The organism is Ruegeria sp. YTSA135 (genome assembly GCF_059610165.1).
This window is the reverse complement of sequence record NZ_JBXWNC010000002.1, coordinates 290662-308839: the sequence shown is the minus strand read 5'-3', so window position 1 is coordinate 308839 and position 18178 is coordinate 290662. Positions and strand designations below refer to the sequence as shown.

Sequence of the window (18178 nt, the reverse complement as noted above, 5' to 3'; positions counted from 1 at the left end):
TGGCAAAGCCCTGCTTTGGGCTTAGATCGGGGATATGGCAAAGAATAAATTCCACGATGGCCCCGGCCCGTCCCAACGACAGCTGCGCGTCGGCGAGCTGATCCGCCGCACCCTGTCCGAGGTTCTGGCGCGCGGAGATGTCCACGACCCCGACCTGAACCGCATGTCGATCACTGTGGGTGAGGTGCGCACTTCGCCCGATTTGAAGATCGCGACTGCCTATGTGCTGCCCTTGGGTGGCAAAGGGCAGGAGGACGTGATCGAGCTGCTGGCCCGCAACAAGGGTGAATTGCGGCGCGTGGTTGGCAAGAAGGTCGGCCTGAAATTTTCGCCCGATCTGCGGTTCCGTCTTGATGACACGTTTGATCGTCTGGACGACACCCGCCGCATGTTCGAACAGGACGCGGTGCGCCGCGATCTGGACGAGTGATACGCGCACTTATCTCCTTGGGCGCCGTCCTTTGGGCCGCGCAAGCTGCTGCGGTGACCTGCGAAAAGGTGACCCATGAAGAAAAGCGTTACACGGTTTGCGAAGTGGATGCGTCCGAGGCAGACCTTCGCCTGTTTCTGAAGGATGAAAATGGCGAGTTGCTGGGGCATTTCTCTTCGGTGAACGAAGTGCTGGCCGCCGACGGCAAACGTCTGGCTTTCGCGATGAATGCGGGCATGTACCACGATGACCGCTCACCCGTTGGCCATTATGTCGAAGACGGTCAAGAACAGATGCGCGTGATCCCCAATGCAGGGCCGGGCAATTTCGGCCTGTTGCCCAACGGAGTGTTCTGCATCCGTGACGGTCGCGCCGACGTGTTCGAAACGCTGGACTACGTAGATCGGGCGCCCGTGTGCCGCTTTGCTACGCAGTCCGGTCCGATGCTGGTGATTGACGGGGAATTGCATCCGCGTTTTTTGCCCGATTCGACCTCGCTCTATTTGCGTAATGGGGTGGGCACCAGCGCGGATGGGACACGGGCGGTGTTTGCAATCTCGGACGATTATGTCACCTTCCACGAGTTTGGTAGCCTGTTTCGCGATGTACTGAAAACTCCGAACGCGCTGTTTCTCGACGGCAATATTTCCCGAATGTACGAGCGGGCCAGCAATCGGTCTGACATCGGGTTTTCGCTGGGTCCCATTGTGGGGGTGGTAGAAGACGCGCCCTGAAATTGACAGCGGCAGAGCGATCCGCTAGGTCGCGCGCCTCAGCAAGGATCAAGGTGCAAGATGGGACGCAAACGCAAGGGCCGCGACATTTCCGGTTGGCTGGTGGTGGACAAGCCTGCGGGCATGACCTCGACCGCTGTGGTCAACAAGGTGCGCTGGGCGATGGAGGCCCGGAAAGCGGGTCATGCAGGTACATTGGACCCCGAGGCAACCGGTGTTCTGGCCGTGGCCCTGGGCGAGGCGACCAAAACCGTTCCCTACATCACCGATGCGCTGAAAGCTTACACCTTCACCGTGCGTCTGGGACAAGCCACCAACACCGATGACGCCGAGGGCGAAGTGATTGCGCAAAGCGATGCGCGCCCTTCGGATGCCGATATCAAACAGGCGCTCGCCCCGTTTCTGGGGGATATCATGCAGGTCCCGCCCAAGTTCTCGGCCGTGAAGATCGACGGACAGCGTGCCTATAAGCTGGCGCGTGATGGCGAAGATGTGGAGCTGTCCGCCCGCCCGCTTTGGGTTGAGGAACTGGTTCTGGTCGACCGACCTGATCAGGACCACGTTGTGCTAGAGATGACCTGCGGCAAAGGCGGCTATGTCCGCTCGATTGCCCGCGATCTGGGCGAAGCATTGGGGTGCTACGGCCACGTCAAACAACTGCGCCGGATATGGTCCGGCCCGTTCGAGGCCGAAGATGGCCTGAGCATCGAGCAGATCGACGCGATGGCCAAGACACCCGCGCTGGACGAGTATCTACACCCGCTGGAAACCGGCCTGACCGACCTGCCCGAGCTGAAATGCACCCCCGAGGGCGCCACCCGTCTGCGCAATGGCAATCCGGGCATGGTTCTGGCTGGTGACGTGGAATATGGCGATGAGGCATGGGCTTCGCTGGATGGCAAGGCGGTGGCCGTGGGTATCTACAAATCGGGCGAATTGCACCCCAGCCGGGTGTTCGTCGATTGACCGGCATGCTAGGCGAAGGACATGATCACCCGTTCCCATACCAAGGGCGATGCGCCCTCGACCGCCGTTTATTCCGATTGCGAGAAGTATCGCTATAGCCTGACCCGTATCTGGGACCCTGAGGGGCGCAAGGCGCTGTTCGTGATGCTGAACCCATCGACCGCGACCGAGGTGCAGAATGACCCGACCGTTGAGCGATGTGAACGGCGCGCGCGGGCCTTGGGGTTCGGTGCGTTTCAAGTGACCAACATCTTTGCCTGGCGCGACACCGACCCGCGCAAGATGCGCGCCGCAGCCGATCCGGTGGGGCCGGAAAACAATGCCGCCATTCTGGACGGAGCAGATTGGGCCGATCAGGTCATTGCCGCCTGGGGCACCCACGGTGCGCATCTGGAGCGTGGCCCTGCGGTCGAAACCCTTTTGCGCGGAACGGGTCTGCCGCTGTTTCATCTGGGGCTGACCAAGGAAGGGCACCCGAAACATCCGCTCTATATCGCGTACACTCAGCAACCAGAACCGTGGTGACAAAGGGTTAACCACAAGATCAGCTTGGCTTTGACCAAGCGGTTGATTGCATGGGATATTTACCGTCGGGGCGGAGCGTTCACGGAGGGTTCCCATGTTTCTGTTCGGATTGCTGAGCCTTGCCGCCGTCGGTGGTGCGGCTATTGCCTTGAGCGACGCGTTTGTCTCTGATGACGCGCCTGAAGAGGACGACAGCATTGATGACCAGCCCGACGAAATCTCTGAGGGTAAATTTATTGAAATCGACACGCGTGAGGAAGATACGCTCGAACCTGCAGAGCAGACCGAAGCTGAAGAGCAGACCGAGGCGGAAGACTCCTCAACCGGTACGCCCCCAACCGGAACGATTGTGTCCGAGTATCAAGGCGGTCTGGTCATTGCTGGCACCGCCGAAGCGGATGTTTTAACCGGGCAGGACGGAGATGATCAGATCAATGGCTTTGCCGCTGATGACGTCATTGATGGCGGCGAAGGCAATGATGTGCTGCATGGGGGCGCAGGTTTAGACACTATTCTTGGCGGTGATGGAGATGACATCCTTCACGGTGAGGATGGGGATGACCTGATGGCTGGGGACGAAGGCGAAGATACGCTTTACGGCCATTTCGGCGCAGATCAGATGGAAGGGGGTGCGGGCGACGATACCCTTTACGGCGGACAGGAAGATGACTCTCTGCTTGGCGGTGACGGCGATGACGCGCTGCATGGCGGTTTTGGCGACGATATCCTGGACGGGGGCGCGGGCGAGGACGTTCTGTTCGGCGGCGATGGCAATGATGTGCTTACCGGTGAGGATCCCGACGGTGAACACGCCACCGACTTTCTGAACGGCGGTGCTGGAGAGGATCAAATTCTGGCAGACAGTGGCGATATCGTTACCGGCGGCGACGGCGCAGATGACATCATTCTTGACCCGGAAGCCGAGGATGAAGCGGTGACCGTGATGGATTTCCAACCCGGACAGGATAAGCTGTTCGTGTCCTGGGATGGTCAGGATGATCCGGAAATTCAGATCGAAACTGACGCTGAGAACGAAAATCTGGTCCATGTGGTTGTTGACGGGCAGGGTGTTGCACAGTTGCTTGGCGCAGAAGGGTTGACCGCTGACGACATTCAACTGATCTCTGGTGCTAAACTGGCGCACCTGACCGCGCTAAGCTGATTTAAGAATCCCTTTGCCATTCGAAGAAAATACGCCTATACGCGCCCATCCGCATCGGAATCGGTGCGGTTTTCTCCATGGGCCTGCGCTGGACGACATCCCGGCCTGCGCCATTCACGCTAACCTTTAAAGGAGACCCCGATGTCGATCACTGCCGCTGAAAAAGCACGCGTCATGAAAGAATTCGCAACCAAGGACGGCGACACCGGTTCGCCAGAAGTCCAGGTTGCCATTCTGACCTCGCGCATCAACACCCTGACTGAGCACTTCAAGACCCATAAGAAGGACAACCACGGTCGTCGCGGTCTGCTGAAGATGGTTGCCCAGCGTCGTAAGCTGCTGGATTACCTGAAGGGCAAGGAAGAAGCGCGTTACCAGGACCTGATCAAAAAGCTGGGCATCCGCCGCTAAGCGCTTTTTGCACAAGATTTGAAACTGGATTTTCCGGTTTAGCGCCCGTCATTTTGGCGGGCGTTTGCTTTTTCTGGTCGCCGGAAGGGCGCACCCTTCTATAACGCTGTCTTCAGCCATGCGCTTTTTTTGACGAGAACACGATTGGCACTGTCGCGCGCTGCATCCACCAGATCAGAAACCTCGTCGATACTGTCCAAAAGTCTTTTGCCTTGGTGCGCTTTTTTTGCCCTGAGATCGAGGATGATTGACCCGTTCTCCGCCACAACGTCTTTGAAATAGCTAAGATAAGTCTCAACAGGGTAGTGAAACCCACATGAGATAAAGCTGAACGCCAGATCAACGGGCGCGTCTGTACTCAGATCATCAACCTCCGGATTTCGGCAATGAATTTGTCCGGGTTCAACACCATTCTCGATCAGAAACGCCTTGGCCGTAGCAAGGTTTGAATATGCTGCTCCGGTTTCGTTGAAGCCGAAGTGCTTTTCCTCCGTTTTTTCGAGGTCTATCAGGACCAGTTTGCAAGCGGTGTCGCGCCAAAGGAAAAGGTCAAAGATCGCATAGCCGCAGCCGATATCTGCAATTGCTTTGGGTGCGCAATCCGCAATGGTGCCCCGCAGCTGTTGGTATTCCAGATAGATGATTGCAGCTGCACGTCGGAAAAGCTCATCCCTGTTCTTGTCGATCAGAGATTCGGCAGGGCGTGAATCTCCAGCTATCCAAGAGCTGATGATTTTTGCTGATCTCGGCTGATCATGAATTATCTCCGATCGCTGCATGATCAGGTTTACCACGTCTTCGCGGGAAAATGCCTTGAAACTCAAGCCCTGAATTTCTGGCAGCGCGGTTCCTCTACCATTTACTCAATCGTTATCATTACCTGCTTCTGGCGCGATCATATCAGAGACATTTTGATTGTGAGTAACGTGTTACCGGCCACAATGAGCGGCCTTGGAACAGGTTGGATGGCTCGCAACAGACAAGTTACGAAAAATATCCAAACGTTCGCGATTAAACGGGCGCGTGGAGTCTTTCGGGGTCTGGTCTACATTTTGGCTTCTCTGATCTTAGCGTTAGCCGCAGGCGCTAGCACATCATCGAAACCACCAAAGCGAAGGGGATGTCGGTGGATACGGCTGCGCCTTGCAAGGCAGCAAGACCGCCACCCAAAAGCAAGGCGATAGCAACCAAGTCTTCGAACGTGCACCAGAACACGCGCTGGACCGCCAGGGTCGATTCCGTTCACGATGATGAAGAAGATAAACAGGTTCACGACCATGGTCATATTGATCTTGCTGAGTCGTTTGACTCTAGCATTCATACCCAACAAGACCGAGCCCGACTTGATAGTGGTGATCCCGATGATCAACAACGCGGTAACGGTCGAACCGGGTTCGAGGCCGTAAACTTCATTTAGCTCTGCTGCAACCTGTTCTGCGCTCAGACCCAATGAGGTGGTCAGGCCAAACAGCTTCGCTAAAACCGCCAGCGTGTCGATGATTTGGCCCCATCAGCCCCAGACACGTTGACCCAGAAGCGGATAGAACGCAGACCGGAGCGTCAGCGGCAAGCCGAGGTTGCAACTGAAAATCGCAAGGCTCAGACCCACGGCGGAATAGACTGCCCAGTTTTCAAGCCCCAAATGGCGAATCGTGCCGACGATGCCGATATATTCATTGCCGTTCACTGCGATATCTATACTCAGGGGGTGGGCGTCCTTGGCAAAGTCGTAACAGACCGTCTCCATCGCCCAAGAACGGGAGGCAAATACCGATGCCGGCGGCAAACGTCATAGCGGTCCAGCCGGCATAGGGATAGTCTGGTGTGACGTCTTTGACCCAGATACGCACCGTCCCGACGGGCAGAAAAATCAGCAACAGGCAGAACAGCGTATATAGATTGACGACCTGCTCATGAGGAACTTCAAGCCGTCAAGCTGAAAGCCCAGCGGTTGTCTGTCACCGCTTATGATGGATAGAACGCACCGCCTATTTTAACCCCCGAGAGCCATCGGTTTTGCGGCTGTGCGCCGCGCGCAAACGGTCTTTCAGGCCCGGCGGCCAAGCAGCTTGACCAGGTTCATCTGCCAAAGGCTCGACCAGTTCGGCATCCATTCGGAAGGTCGCATGCATCTGCACCAAGCCGTCCACCACGTTCACCACGTGATCCGATGGATTGATGACCAATCGCCCGGTCAGACGTACCGGTTCGTGGTCGTAGGCGGGCGTCCAGCCATCGTGGAGTTTCACCCGGATCATCTGATTTGGTGGCGGGGGTGGCAAATGACTGCACATTCCGGACTGAGGCACCAGATAGGCCGTGCGCTGCCCGTCTTTGTCCGAGGGGGCCGGCAGGGCAAAGCCCGTCAGGGTGACGATCTGTCCGTCCAGTTTGGGGTTTCCAGCGGTGTCGGCTTTTTTGCGATGCTGGGATACGACCTCGCGCTGAGAGAGCAACCCATCGATATCAATCCGATCAGCGGCCAGCGCCTGTTCGGTCTCGGCCAAAAGCATATGCCATCTTTGGCGCTCTTCCGGACTGCCAACATCCGCTTGCAACCGACCGCGCAGACGGATTGCAAACAAGATGTCGTCACGTTGTTCCGGCGTGAGCGCGCGAAACGGGTCGTCAAAGCTCTGCGCTGCCGGATCCGGCAAGGCGGTCCAATCGATCAAAGCGCCCGGCGCGGCAAATGCCGGACCCAACAGGCCCAACCATGCCAGAAATGCGATTGTCACCCAGGTTTTTATCCGCATACCTTTCCCAAAACGCTCAATTCCACCGTATCTTAGCGGGTTTTGACGCGGCGCGTCCACGCGGGGATCATCACGAAATCACAAGCGGAGCAAGACCGTCTGGCCGTTCGGTTTCGCTTTCCTTTGGGCCCATTCTCATGTATGCGCCAGACATCTGAGACGTTGTGCCCTGACCCCGGCACTCGAATGGAAGATAAAGTGGGGTCGGCGGCAATGGGGCCGCCAAGCAAACGGGAGACCCGGGATGCGCCTGGGAGTGCTCCCTTTTAGGATACGCATATGTTTGATGTAACAAAGAAATCAATGCAGTGGGGCGAAGAGACGCTTACACTGGAAACCGGCAAGATTGCCCGTCAGGCCGACGGCACCGTGATCGCCACGCTGGGCGAAACCAGCGTCATGGCGAACGTGACCTTTGCCAAAGAGCAAAAGCCCGGCCAGGACTTTTTCCCGCTGACCGTACACTACCAAGAGAAATACTATTCCGCCGGTAAAGTTCCGGGCGGCTTCTTCAAGCGCGAGGCGCGCCCGACCGAGAAAGAAACGCTGACCGCGCGTCTGATCGACCGTCCGATCCGCCCGCTGTTCGTTGATGGTTTCAAGAACGAAGTGCTGGTGATGTGCACCGTGCTGAGTCACGATCTGGTCAACGATCCCGACATCGTTGCGATGATCGCGGCGTCGGCTGCGCTGACCATTTCCGGCGCGCCGTTCATGGGCCCGATCGCCGGCGCCCGTGTTGGTTTCGTGGATGGTGAATACGTCCTGAACCCAACCGTGGACGACATGCAGGACCTGCGCCTGAACCCCGAACAGCGTCTGGACCTAGTTGTTGCCGGCACCAAAGACGCCGTGATGATGGTGGAATCGGAAGCCTACGAACTGTCCGAGGCTGAAATGCTGGGTGCCGTGACCTTCGCGCATGAGCAGATTCAGCCGGTCATCGATCTGATCATCGGTTTGGCCGAAGAAGCCGCGAAAGAGCCTTTCGATTTCCAAGCGCCCGACTACTCGGACCTGTACGCCGCTGTTTCAGCAGCCGGTGAAGAGCAGATGCGCGCCGCCTTTGCGATCACCGACAAACAAGAGCGCACCGCCGCTGTTGCTGCAGCCCGTGAAGCGATCAAGGAGGCACTGACCGAGGAACAGCTGGAAGACAGCAACCTTGGTTCGGCGATGAAAAAGTTGGAGGCCGGCATTCTGCGCGGTGACGTCGTCAAAGGCGGTAAGCGCATTGACGGCCGTTCAACCACCGATGTTCGCGCGATCGAAGCCGAAACCTCGCTACTGCCCCGTACGCACGGTTCCGCCCTGTTTACCCGTGGTGAAACGCAGGCGCTGGCCGTAACCACGCTGGGCACCGGTGATGACGAGCAGTTCATCGACGCGCTGCATGGCAACTTCAAATCAAACTTCCTTCTGCACTACAACTTCCCTCCCTACTCGGTTGGTGAGGTTGGCCGCGTGGGTGGCCCGGGCCGTCGTGAGATTGGTCATGGCAAACTGGCATGGCGCGCGCTGCAGGCGGTTCTGCCTGCGCCGACCGACTTCCCCTACACCATCCGCGTGGTGTCCGAAATCACCGAATCCAACGGCTCGTCCTCGATGGCGTCGGTCTGCGGCGGTTCGCTGTCGATGATGGATGCGGGTGTTCCGCTGAAGGCTCCGGTTGCCGGTGTCGCCATGGGTCTGATCCTGGAAGATGACGGGTCGTACGCCGTTCTGACCGACATTCTGGGTGACGAAGACCACCTTGGCGACATGGACTTCAAAGTAGCGGGTACCGAAAACGGCATCACCTCGCTGCAGATGGACATCAAGGTCGCAGGCATCACGCCGCAGATCATGGAAACCGCCCTGGCACAGGCCAAGGATGGCCGGATGCACATCCTGGGTGAGATGGGCAAAGCCCTGTCCGAGACCAGTGAATTCTCGGTCCACGCGCCGCGTATCGAGACCATGAACATCCCGACTGACAAGATTCGTGAAGTGATCGGATCGGGCGGTAAGGTCATCCGCGAGATCGTGGAAACCTCGGGTGCCAAGGTCGACATCAACGATGACGGGGTCATCAAGATCGCCTCGCCCGATGGTGAATCGATCAAGAAAGCCTATGACATGATCTATTCGATTGTGGCCGAGCCGGAAGAAGGTCAGATCTACACCGGTAAAGTGGTCAAGATCGTCGACTTCGGTGCCTTCGTGAACTTCTTTGGTAAGCGCGACGGACTGGTCCACGTGTCCCAGATTGAAAACCGTCGCCTGAACCATCCGTCGGATGTTCTGAAGGAAGGTCAGGAAGTAAAGGTCAAGCTGCTGGGCTTTGACGACCGCGGTAAGGTCCGCCTGTCGATGAAAGTCGTCGATCAGGAAACTGGCGAAGAGGTTGTGCCTGAGAAGAAAGAAAAGAAAGAGGAAAGCGCAGACTAATCTGCACGCCTTTTTTAACCCGAAAGGCCCCGGTTTCGACCGGGGTCTTTTTTGTAAGGGCTGCTTTTGCCGCCTCTTGAAAAGTCGATGGGCGACACCGAAAGTAAAAGGACTGTTCTAAGAGGCACTTCCATGATCCTTGAAATACGTCACTACACCCTCAAGCCCGGACGCCGAGAGGAGTTTATCACCTTCTTTGAAAAGCATAATCGCTTAGCACTGCGCGACGCTGGTATGTTGGTATTCGGCCCGCTTCGGGATTTGGAAGACGCAGACAAGGTTCACTGGATGCGCGCCTTCCCCTCGATGGAGGCAAGAGAGAAGATAAAGGGCGATTTTTACGGCGGGCAGGTCTGGCATGATCAGATCGAACCAACCGCAATGTCGATGATCGCCCATTTCGAGGCAGAGGTGACTGAGACCACTGACGGTTTCGAAAACTTTAGCGGTGCCTCGTCAGTCGACGGATAGCTTCCGTAAAAACATCGCTGTCTTGCACGCTTCGGTCATGATGTAGATCGCTAATGCGCCACGCCTGACGGTCCGTGCTTCATAACGTGCCATTGCCCGTAGCTGTCGGTCAGGTCCAGCTTGATCGCAGTATCCGCCTTGGTCGACGCGCTGCCGATTTCGGCCAAGGTAAACTCAATCCCGCCGGGGATGTCGATGCGGACGCGGTGTTCGCCACCACCATGCGGGGTCTGAATTGGCCGACCGGTCGAGTTCAGGACGTCCCCGATTGCGACCTTCGCGGTGCGCCCCTCCATGTCCATTTCAAAGTCAATGGGAAGGAACAGCGTTTCGTGAACGGTTTTGCACATCGCACGGAAGACGAACCAATGGGTTGCCATTTCTTCGGTTTCTTCCCCAAGAAAGACCTTTTCCAGCGCGGCCCGCTGAGCATCTGACGCGCTGGGGTCGATAATAACCTGCATCTCACCGCCGCCCTCAAAAATCGGGCCCGGCCATGCATAAATCAACGCGGCCTTAGCCCCAGTCAGGTCGGTGTCTCCGAAATGACCTTTTGAAATCTCTAAAACCTCCAACCCGCGGCAATGACCGTGGGTCGGCAATTCCTCGAACTGGCAGGGGCAGGCATAGCCGCAATTGCAGTTCCCGAAAGCGTCGCCTTCAACGTACCAATCTGTGAATGCCATCGTCCTCTCCTGTCTTGCACGGCCTGTATGCTCGAGGTCGACGGTCTGCCTGAATGCGAGTCTGCCACCGCCACCCTACCATATGTGGGGCAAATCACGAACTGATGTCCGTGTCTTTCGGTGCCTTCACCTAAAGTCCGGCTCGCCCTGCGGGTTCTGAAAACGCGCGGCGCAGAGTTTCGCTTTCCCTGCAAGCATCTGTGATCTATGCAAAGCGCTATGCGATCTTTCGTCATTCATATGTCCTCAAGTACAGCCCGGCGCCCCAACGCCGAACGGCTTTGCGCCGACCTTCCCAATGCCGAGCTTTTCGAGGCAGTAAATGGCCGCGACCCCAGCCAGATTGCCGGAGTTCAGCTTCACCCTGGTAACCTGCACCGACCACATTATCCCTTTGTGTTGCAGCCTGCAGAGATCGGCGTCTTCGAAAGCCACCGCTGTATCTGGCGCAAGATGGTCGAGGAAGAGATTGATCTGGCGATCATCACCGAAGATGACCTGCGTATCGACGCCCCGCGTATGGTCGAGGCGTTGGAGATGCTAGAACCGATCGCCACGCCGGATCACTACATCCGCATCCCCGTGAAACAGCGCGAAGTCCCAGCCCAAACCCTTGCTTGCCAAAACGGACTGCGCCTGATCCTGCCCAAGGTGATCGGCCTGCAATGTGTCTGTCAACTGGTGGGGCGACGCGCGGCCAACCGCCTGCTGGCTGCCACCACTCAGATCGACCGGCCCGTGGATACGTTTCTTCAGATGCACTGGCTGACCGGCCAGCCGATCCATGCGTTGCAAGGCAGTGGCAATCAGGAAATTGCGGGCAAAATCGGCGGCTCGACCATTCAGAGCAAGCCGCCTTTGTCTGATAAACTGACCCGAGAGTTTAAGCGTGCTGCCTATCGGGCGCAGCTGCATCTACACCCGCAACGCCCGCCCGCTGCTTCGGAATAACATCTTTGCCAAACTGCGCCCGAACGCGCGATTGGGGGCCAAGTCGGCCCCCAATATCTAAGCCCGTCTTAGGACGGTGCTTTTGTCGTACGAAGATATGGAAAGACCGTTTTGAACTCACCAAACTTTTCTTTCGCTTCGTCGTTTGACACCGCAGGGGGGATGATCACGTCCTCACCCGGTATCCAGTTGGCTGGCGTGGCGACACCCTTGGCCGACATTTGCAAACCGTCCAGCGCACGCAAAATCTCGGCAAAGTTCCGGCCCACGGTCATCGGATAGGTCATGGACAGTTTCAGCTGTTTGTCAGGCCCGATGATAAAGACCGACCGCACCGTTGCGCTGTCTGCGGGTGTGCGGCCATCAGGCAGATATGCCTCGGCTGGCAGCATGTCGAACGCCTTGGATACCGCTAGCCCGTCATCGGCGATGATGGGAAAGCCGGGATTGGCGTTGCCATAGGCTTCGATGTCCTTTTTCCACTTTTTGTGGTCTTCGACGCCGTCCACCGACACGCCCAGCACCTTGGTGTTGCGGGCCGCCCATTCGTCATTCAGTTGCGCGACGGCCGAGAATTCGGTCGTGCAGACAGGCGTAAAATCCTTGGGGTGCGAGAACAGGATTGCCCAGCTGTCGCCGATCCAGTCGTGAAACTGAATGGTGCCCTGGTCCGTTTCTGCGGTGAAGTTCGGAACCGTATCGTTGATGCGCAAACCCATTGTGAAGCTCCTTTGCTGTAAAAGCCCGATTCGGCTGCCGTCAACCTAAACACTTTCCGCGATTGTTAAACCTTGCATTCGCGCGGAATGATTTGATCAAATCATGTCTTGCCGCGCCATGTTGCCGGTGCCAGAGTAGCCGCAACTACGCTATTTTGGGCTGCTGGCACAGGAGAATACGCCATGATCGAAAAACGCGATTTTTACATCAACGGTCAGTGGGTGGCCCCCGCGTCGGGCAATGACTTTCACGTCATCAACCCCTCGACCGAAGAGCCATGCGCGGTCATCTCACTCGGCACGCAGGCCGATACGGATGCTGCTGTTGCTGCAGCCAAGGCGGCCTTGCCAGGGTGGATGGCCACCCCAGTCGCGGATCGGATTGCCCTGGTCGAAAAACTGGCCGAGATCTACCAGTCCCGCGCCGAAGATCTGGCACAGGCCATGTCGCTTGAGATGGGCGCACCGATTGATCTGTCGCGCACGGCGCAAGCAGGCGCGGGGATTTACCATCTGAAAAACTTCATCCGCGCGGCGCGTGAATTCCAGTTCGAACGCCCGCTGGGTGATCATGCCCCCAATGACCGGATCATTTTTGAGGCCGTTGGCGTTGCCGCGCTGATCACGCCGTGGAACTGGCCGATGAACCAGATCACGCTCAAGGTGGGTGCTGCGGCGATTGCGGGGTGCACCATGGTTCTGAAACCGTCGGAACAGAGCCCGCTGAACGCGATGATCTTTGCCGAGATGATGGATGCGGCCGGTTTCCCGCCCGGGGTGTTCAATCTGGTCAACGGTGATGGTGCCGGGGTGGGGTCACAACTGTCAGGCCATCCGGATGTGGATATGGTCAGCTTTACCGGCTCGACCCGCGCTGGCACCGCGATTTCCAAGAATGCTGCGGATACGCTGAAGAAGGTGCATCTGGAACTGGGTGGCAAGGGCGCGAACGTGATCTTTGCCGATGCCGACGAAAAGGCAGTCAAGCGCGGCGTGTTGCATATGATGCAGAACACCGGCCAAAGCTGCAACGCCCCAAGCCGCATGCTAGTGCAGCGCCCAATCTACGATCAGGCGGTTGAGACAGCCGCCGAAGTGGCTGGAAAGGTCACCGTAGGACCGGCGTCGGAGGAAGGACGCCATATCGGCCCGGTCGTGAACGAGGTTCAGTGGACCAAGATTCAGGATCTGATCCAGAAAGGCATCGACGAGGGTGCGCGTCTGGTTGCAGGTGGCACAGGGCGGCCCGAGGGGTTGAACAAGGGGTACTACGTGCGCCCTACGGTGTTTGCAGATGCCAACAACAAGATGACCATCGCACGCGAGGAAATCTTTGGCCCGGTCTTGACCATGATCCCCTTCGATACCGAGGATGAAGCCATCGAGATCGCCAATGACACGCCTTATGGCCTGACCAACTATGTTCAGACTCAGGACGGCGCGCGTGCCAACCGGATGGCGCGTCACCTGCGGTCGGGTATGGTCGAGATGAATGGTCAGTCACGCAGCGCTGGCTCACCGTTTGGCGGAATGAAGCAATCGGGTAATGGGCGCGAAGGCGGCGTTTGGGGTCTTGAGGATTTTCTTGAGGTCAAAGCCGTTGGCGGCTGGACAACCGAGTAAGAACAAACACCATCGAAAACGGATTGGGCAAGGCGCAGAGATGTGCCTTGCCCTTATTTTGTCAGATGGGGCGAACCACCAGCTGCGGTTCACCATTCGATGTTCGGCGCGTGGACCGGCCATCCCATCCAACCTCGCCGCTGACCCGTTGCCGGAACGACGAGAAGCTGTCGAATGTGACCACGTCAACGGGCGCGTCGAACTGCAGGGTAATCCGCCTGTGCGCCCCATCGCCCAATATAGTTAGGCCGCGAACCTCAGCGGTGAATGTCTGACCCAGATAGGTTCCCTTGACCCTGTCACCCACACGCAGGTGCATCCGATTTCCGGCCATCGCGCGCAGCGTATTCCAGTCGCGCACGCCGTGCTGTTGGGCGACCAGTTCCAGCGATTGTGCGTGCGACAGGTCGACCCCTGCGCCGCGCAGTTTTTCACGCAGTCGCTTGGCCTGCGCCTTGAGGTCGCCTATTGGGGCGATTATTACGGTTTGTGTCATGTCTTGCCTCGTTTCCGTAAACGGGCGCAAAGATTGGACGGGCCTCGCATTGCCATCCGTGCGCCGGGAAAGGGCAACAGATGTTTACTCAACCGGGTTTCACCAAAGTCATAAGACCGCGAGCGGCAGGGGACCAGAACCTAGCCGCCTTGTTGCATTGGCAAGCTTGCCTGTCAATCAGACATCGGCCTGCGCGGCCTCGTAGGCGAGCATGGCGCGTTTGACCGGCAAGCCCCAGTGATAGCCGCCCAAGCCCCCGGATTTGCGCAATGCCCGGTGGCAGGGGATCAACCAGCTGACAGGGTTGCGCCCAACCGCCGTTCCCACGGCACGAACGGCCCGAGGTGAGCCGACCCGTTCTGCGATCTCGGAATAGGTTGTGACATGGCCCGACGGGATATGCATCAGAGCTTCCCACACCTTGATCTGAAGGGGTGAGCCAATCAGGTAGAGAGGTGTCGGCTCCAGCCGGTCGCTGGCCGCGCCAAAGGCGCTGAGTACCCAAGGCCGCAGCCGCATCGGGTCCTTGACAAAATCAGCCTGCGGCCAGCGCGAAAGCATATCCTCCATCGCGCCTTCTTCACCGGACTCTGCCCCGAAGGCCAAGCCGCAGATTCCCCTTTCGGTCCCCATGACAAGGGCCGGGCCAAAGGGGCTTTCGAACCAGCCCCAATAGATTGTCAGTCCAGCCCCTTTGCGGGCGTATTCACCTGGGCTCATGGATTCCCATTTCAAGAACAGGTCATGCAGGCGGCCACTGCCTGAAAGGCCCACGTTGTGCGCGGTCTCCAAAGTCGTAAACCGGTCGCGCAGCAGGGCTTTGGCGTGACCTAATGTCAGATATTGCTGGAAGCGTTTCGGCGACACCCCGGTCCAGCGCGAAAACAGGCGCTGGAAATGGGCCGGGCTCATGTTCATCTCACGCGCCAGTTCTTCAAGGCTCAGCCCCTCGCCGCCCTGGTCGATCAGGTCGATGGCGCGCCGCATGACGTTGTAGTGATAACCGGATTCGGAGTTTTGGATGTTCATGGCTGTCACCTTTTTATGGCTTGGCCTGATCCTAGACGGTCGGACCTGACCGAAGCGACCCGAAACTTGCGATTTTTGTGCCCATTGTTGGAATCAGCCCGGCTGATTACTCTGAGTGAATTCAGGAGCGACTGATATGCCTCAAGCCGACGCCTTCCACCTGTCCGGTGCTGCTGCCCAAAAGTATCAGGATCATTCGGTGCCTGCCATGTTCGCGCCGCTGGCGCAGGCCACGGTGAAAAAGCTGGGACTTTGCGAAAACGATCACGTGCTGGATGTCGCCTGTGGCACCGGTGCTCTAACGCGAGAGATCATCGCAATGCTGCCGGGTCGTGGGCGCGTTGTCGGTACTGACTTGAACCAGACGATGATAGACGTAGCCTCGGCTTTAATACCTGCGTCCAGCCATTCCGTGGACTGGAAGGCTGCGGATGTCACTGACCTGCCTTTTGACGTTCACAGTTTTGATTTGGCCTGCATCCAGCAAGGGCTGCAATTCTTTCCCGACAAATCTGCGGCACTGGCCGAGATACACCGCGTGCTAAAACCGGGTGGAAGGCTGTGCCTGACCTGTTGGAGCGCGATCTCAGAGTTCAACAATGGGTTGGCCGAAGCACTGGAGCGGCATGTCAGCCCCGGTGCCGCGCAAAAGGCGCGGGCGCCGTTTTCGTTTCGCGATGGCGATTTGATCACCGCGCTTTTGGAAGGCGCGGGGTTTCGGGTTGTCGAGCATGACATCATCACCCTCCACCGCCGATTTGAAGACCTGCGCGCGCAGGTTCTGGCCCTGCCGGTTGAACAGGACATGCGCGCCAAGGGGGATGCCGTCATTGACCGCGTTCTGAAGGATATCGCCGATCACCTTGCCTCTTACGACAAGGACGGGGTGTTCATTGTTCCGCAAGAAGCGCATTTCTTTGCCGCAACTCGTGCCTGACACACTTTACCCGCCGGTTCAGGCATTGCATTAAGGGTCGGATGGCAAAGCAACTCGATTATCACAAAATCCGTGAGATATTCACACGCTTCCATGACGCTGACCCCGAACCCAAGGGTGAGCTGGAGCATGTGAACGTCTATACGCTCGTTGTTGCCGTGGCGCTGTCGGCGCAGGCGACGGATGCGGGTGTCAACAAGGCCACACGCGCCCTGTTTCAGATCGCAGATACGCCGCAAAAGATGCTGGATCTGGGCGAAGAGGGGTTGATCGAACATATCAAGACCATTGGCCTGTTCCGCCAGAAGGCGAAGAACGTCATCAAGCTGAGCCGCATCCTCGTCGATCAGTACGGCGGCGAGGTTCCAAATTCCCGCGCGGCGCTGCAATCCTTGCCGGGCGTGGGGCGCAAGACGGCCAATGTGGTTTTGAATATGTGGTGGCGGTACCCTGCGCAAGCCGTAGACACGCATATCTTCCGTGTCGGCAACCGCACCGGTATCTGTCCGGGTAAAACCGTTGATGCTGTTGAGCGCGCGATCGAAGATAACATCCCAACCGATTTCCAGCTGCATGCGCATCACTGGCTGATCCTGCATGGCCGCTATCACTGCAAGGCACGCAAACCGATGTGCGCAACCTGCATCATCCGCGACCTCTGCGAATTTGAGGACAAGAACCTATGAAAACCTACCAGCTTGTTGGCATCGGAAACGCTGTTGTGGACGTGATTTCCCAGGCCGATGACAATTTCCTTGAACTGATGGGGATCGAGAAGGGCATCATGCAACTGATCGAACGTGACCGGGGCGAGGTTCTATATGCCGCAATGGAGGGGCGGGTGCAGACACCGGGCGGCTCGGTTGCCAACACGATCGCCGGGGCCGGTGCGCTGGGCCTGGACGCCGCGTTCATTGGCCGGGTTCATGATGACGCGCTGGGCCGGTTCTATGCGGATGCGATGAACGAGGACGGGGTGGATTTCGTCAACCCGCCCGTGCCGGGGGGTGAATTGCCTACCTCACGCTCAATGATCTTTGTGTCGCCCGATGGTGAACGGTCGATGAACACCTATCTGGGCATTTCCTCGGAACTGTCGTCAAAGGACGTCCCGAACGAGGTGGCAGGAAACAGCCAGATCATGTTCCTCGAAGGCTATCTGTTCGACAAGGAAAAGGGTAAGGCTGCGTTTCTTGAGGCCGCGCGCGACTGCCACAAGGGCGGCGGCAAGACCGGCATCGCCATTTCCGACCCGTTCTGCGTGGAACGCCACCGCGCCGATTTTCTGCTGCTGATCGAACACGAGCTGGATTTCGTCATCGGCAACGAGGACGAGATCAAGTCGCTGTTTGAAACAAGCGATCTAGAGGAAGCGCTGGCTAAGACGGCTGAGATTTGCCCTCTGGTCGTCTGCACCCGGTCTGGCGATGGGGTGAGCATTCTGCACGAAGGCACCCGTATTGATGTGCCTGTTGAAAAGATTGCGCCCGTCGACGCAACCGGCGCGGGCGACCAGTTCGCCGCTGGGTTCCTGTACGGCATGGCGACAGGCCGCGACTACGAAACCTGCGCAAAAATCGGCAATGTCTGCGCCCGCGAGGTGATTTCGCACATCGGCCCGCGGCCCGAGGCGAACATGTTGGAATTGTTGCGGGAGGCGGGGTTGGTTTGAGGAGTTCCGTTTAGAAGGTTAAAGGGGATCGATGAAACCACGGCACGGTTGGGCTCCATGGTCACTATCCGACATAACATCATCACGGCAGTGTATTTTTTTACCTAAAAGCGGTCGTTCGAGCCGCGCCATGGGTGCCAGTTTAGAGCCCGTCGTTGTCGTGTGACAACCGAAAGCTTC

General features: G+C 57.9%; 20 protein-coding genes and 1 pseudogene. 13 read left to right on the top strand and 8 right to left on the bottom strand.

From position 1 onward, the window contains the following. Positions 1 to 34 precede the first annotated feature (34 nt). The 6 genes from rbfA to rpsO all read left to right on the top strand — a co-directional run bounded on the left by rbfA (position 35) and on the right by rpsO (position 4228). Entirely contained in the window at positions 35 to 430 is a 396-nt protein-coding gene (gene rbfA / locus AC2FIT_RS04555) for a 30S ribosome-binding factor RbfA (RefSeq protein ID WP_068336555.1), read from the top strand. Next, complete coding sequence (locus AC2FIT_RS04550) at positions 427 to 1164, top strand: phosphodiester glycosidase family protein (RefSeq protein ID WP_496827054.1); 738 nt, start codon at positions 427 to 429, stop codon at positions 1162 to 1164. The genes rbfA and AC2FIT_RS04550 overlap by 4 nt, the downstream gene beginning before the upstream one ends. A gap of 60 nt (positions 1165 to 1224) precedes the next feature. Next, positions 1225 to 2130, top strand: coding sequence for a tRNA pseudouridine(55) synthase TruB (gene truB, locus AC2FIT_RS04545; protein WP_496827052.1), 906 nt, complete (start codon positions 1225 to 1227; stop codon positions 2128 to 2130). A gap of 21 nt (positions 2131 to 2151) precedes the next feature. Next, positions 2152 to 2655 (top strand): DUF1643 domain-containing protein, encoded by a 504-nt coding sequence (locus tag AC2FIT_RS04540; RefSeq protein ID WP_496827050.1) that lies wholly within the window; start codon positions 2152 to 2154, stop codon positions 2653 to 2655. Between the two features lie 94 nt (positions 2656 to 2749). Continuing rightward, on the top strand, positions 2750 to 3817 hold the full coding sequence (locus AC2FIT_RS04535) for a calcium-binding protein (RefSeq protein WP_496827048.1): 1068 nt from the start codon (positions 2750 to 2752) through the stop codon (positions 3815 to 3817). A gap of 141 nt (positions 3818 to 3958) precedes the next feature. After that, a complete protein-coding gene (gene rpsO, locus AC2FIT_RS04530; protein WP_068336567.1) occupies positions 3959 to 4228 on the top strand; it encodes a 30S ribosomal protein S15 in 270 nt (89 codons plus the stop codon). Positions 4229 to 4326: 98 nt separating this feature from the next. Here rpsO and AC2FIT_RS04525 read toward each other — a convergent pair whose 3' ends face one another. From AC2FIT_RS04525 to AC2FIT_RS04510, 4 genes and pseudogenes are all read right to left on the bottom strand, one after another. Further along, complete coding sequence (locus tag AC2FIT_RS04525; protein ID WP_496827045.1) at positions 4327 to 5052, bottom strand: class I SAM-dependent methyltransferase; 726 nt, start codon at positions 5050 to 5052, stop codon at positions 4327 to 4329. Positions 5053 to 5273: 221 nt separating this feature from the next. Then, positions 5274 to 5975, bottom strand: a pseudogene (locus AC2FIT_RS04520) (BCCT family transporter). After that, complete coding sequence (locus tag AC2FIT_RS04515; protein ID WP_496827167.1) at positions 5902 to 6078, bottom strand: hypothetical protein; 177 nt, start codon at positions 6076 to 6078, stop codon at positions 5902 to 5904. Before AC2FIT_RS04515 ends, AC2FIT_RS04520 begins: the two are co-directional and overlap by 74 nt. Positions 6079 to 6216: 138 nt before the next feature. Next, positions 6217 to 6966: a DUF3299 domain-containing protein gene (locus tag AC2FIT_RS04510; RefSeq protein ID WP_496827043.1), complete on the bottom strand. Its 750-nt coding sequence runs from the start codon at positions 6964 to 6966 to the stop codon at positions 6217 to 6219. A gap of 297 nt (positions 6967 to 7263) precedes the next feature. On the opposite strand from AC2FIT_RS04510, the gene pnp reads away from it, so the two are divergent. After that, a complete protein-coding gene (gene pnp, locus AC2FIT_RS04505) occupies positions 7264 to 9414 on the top strand; it encodes a polyribonucleotide nucleotidyltransferase (protein ID WP_496827041.1) in 2151 nt (716 codons plus the stop codon). A 132-nt stretch (positions 9415 to 9546) separates the two neighbouring features. Further along, positions 9547 to 9885 (top strand): putative quinol monooxygenase, encoded by a 339-nt coding sequence (locus AC2FIT_RS04500; protein ID WP_496827039.1) that lies wholly within the window; start codon positions 9547 to 9549, stop codon positions 9883 to 9885. Between the two features lie 50 nt (positions 9886 to 9935). Here AC2FIT_RS04500 and AC2FIT_RS04495 read toward each other — a convergent pair whose 3' ends face one another. Beyond that, entirely contained in the window at positions 9936 to 10571 is a 636-nt protein-coding gene (locus AC2FIT_RS04495; RefSeq protein WP_496827037.1) for a DUF1326 domain-containing protein, read from the bottom strand. 219 nt (positions 10572 to 10790) lie between these two features. Here AC2FIT_RS04495 and AC2FIT_RS04490 point away from each other — a divergent pair, with 219 nt between their 5' ends. Then, a complete protein-coding gene (locus tag AC2FIT_RS04490) occupies positions 10791 to 11522 on the top strand; it encodes a glycosyltransferase family 25 protein (RefSeq protein WP_496827035.1) in 732 nt (243 codons plus the stop codon). 68 nt (positions 11523 to 11590) lie between these two features. On the opposite strand, the gene AC2FIT_RS04485 is transcribed toward AC2FIT_RS04490, so the two are convergent. Beyond that, positions 11591 to 12241 (bottom strand): peroxiredoxin, encoded by a 651-nt coding sequence (locus tag AC2FIT_RS04485; protein ID WP_068336589.1) that lies wholly within the window; start codon positions 12239 to 12241, stop codon positions 11591 to 11593. 183 nt (positions 12242 to 12424) lie between these two features. Here AC2FIT_RS04485 and AC2FIT_RS04480 point away from each other — a divergent pair, with 183 nt between their 5' ends. After that, a complete protein-coding gene (locus AC2FIT_RS04480) occupies positions 12425 to 13864 on the top strand; it encodes an aldehyde dehydrogenase family protein (protein WP_496827032.1) in 1440 nt (479 codons plus the stop codon). 61 nt (positions 13865 to 13925) lie between these two features. Here the strand turns inward: AC2FIT_RS04480 and AC2FIT_RS04475 are convergent, their stop codons facing one another. Together AC2FIT_RS04475 and AC2FIT_RS04470 are read right to left on the bottom strand one after the other, a co-directional pair. Next, positions 13926 to 14360 carry a glyoxalase superfamily protein gene (locus tag AC2FIT_RS04475; protein WP_496827030.1) on the bottom strand — a complete coding sequence of 145 codons (435 nt, stop codon included), beginning with the start codon at positions 14358 to 14360 and terminating at the stop codon, positions 13926 to 13928. A gap of 177 nt (positions 14361 to 14537) precedes the next feature. Next, positions 14538 to 15389: a methylated-DNA--[protein]-cysteine S-methyltransferase gene (locus tag AC2FIT_RS04470; protein ID WP_496827028.1), complete on the bottom strand. Its 852-nt coding sequence runs from the start codon at positions 15387 to 15389 to the stop codon at positions 14538 to 14540. A gap of 136 nt (positions 15390 to 15525) precedes the next feature. Here AC2FIT_RS04470 and AC2FIT_RS04465 point away from each other — a divergent pair, with 136 nt between their 5' ends. The 3 genes from AC2FIT_RS04465 to AC2FIT_RS04455 are packed head-to-tail and all read left to right on the top strand — an operon-like array spanning position 15526 to position 17998. After that, positions 15526 to 16326, top strand: coding sequence for a class I SAM-dependent methyltransferase (locus AC2FIT_RS04465; protein WP_496827026.1), 801 nt, complete (start codon positions 15526 to 15528; stop codon positions 16324 to 16326). A gap of 41 nt (positions 16327 to 16367) precedes the next feature. Next, positions 16368 to 17012: an endonuclease III gene (gene nth / locus AC2FIT_RS04460; protein WP_068336600.1), complete on the top strand. Its 645-nt coding sequence runs from the start codon at positions 16368 to 16370 to the stop codon at positions 17010 to 17012. Beyond that, positions 17009 to 17998, top strand: coding sequence for an adenosine kinase (locus AC2FIT_RS04455; RefSeq protein ID WP_496827024.1), 990 nt, complete (start codon positions 17009 to 17011; stop codon positions 17996 to 17998). The genes nth and AC2FIT_RS04455 overlap by 4 nt, the downstream gene beginning before the upstream one ends. Positions 17999 to 18178: the final 180 nt, after the last annotated feature.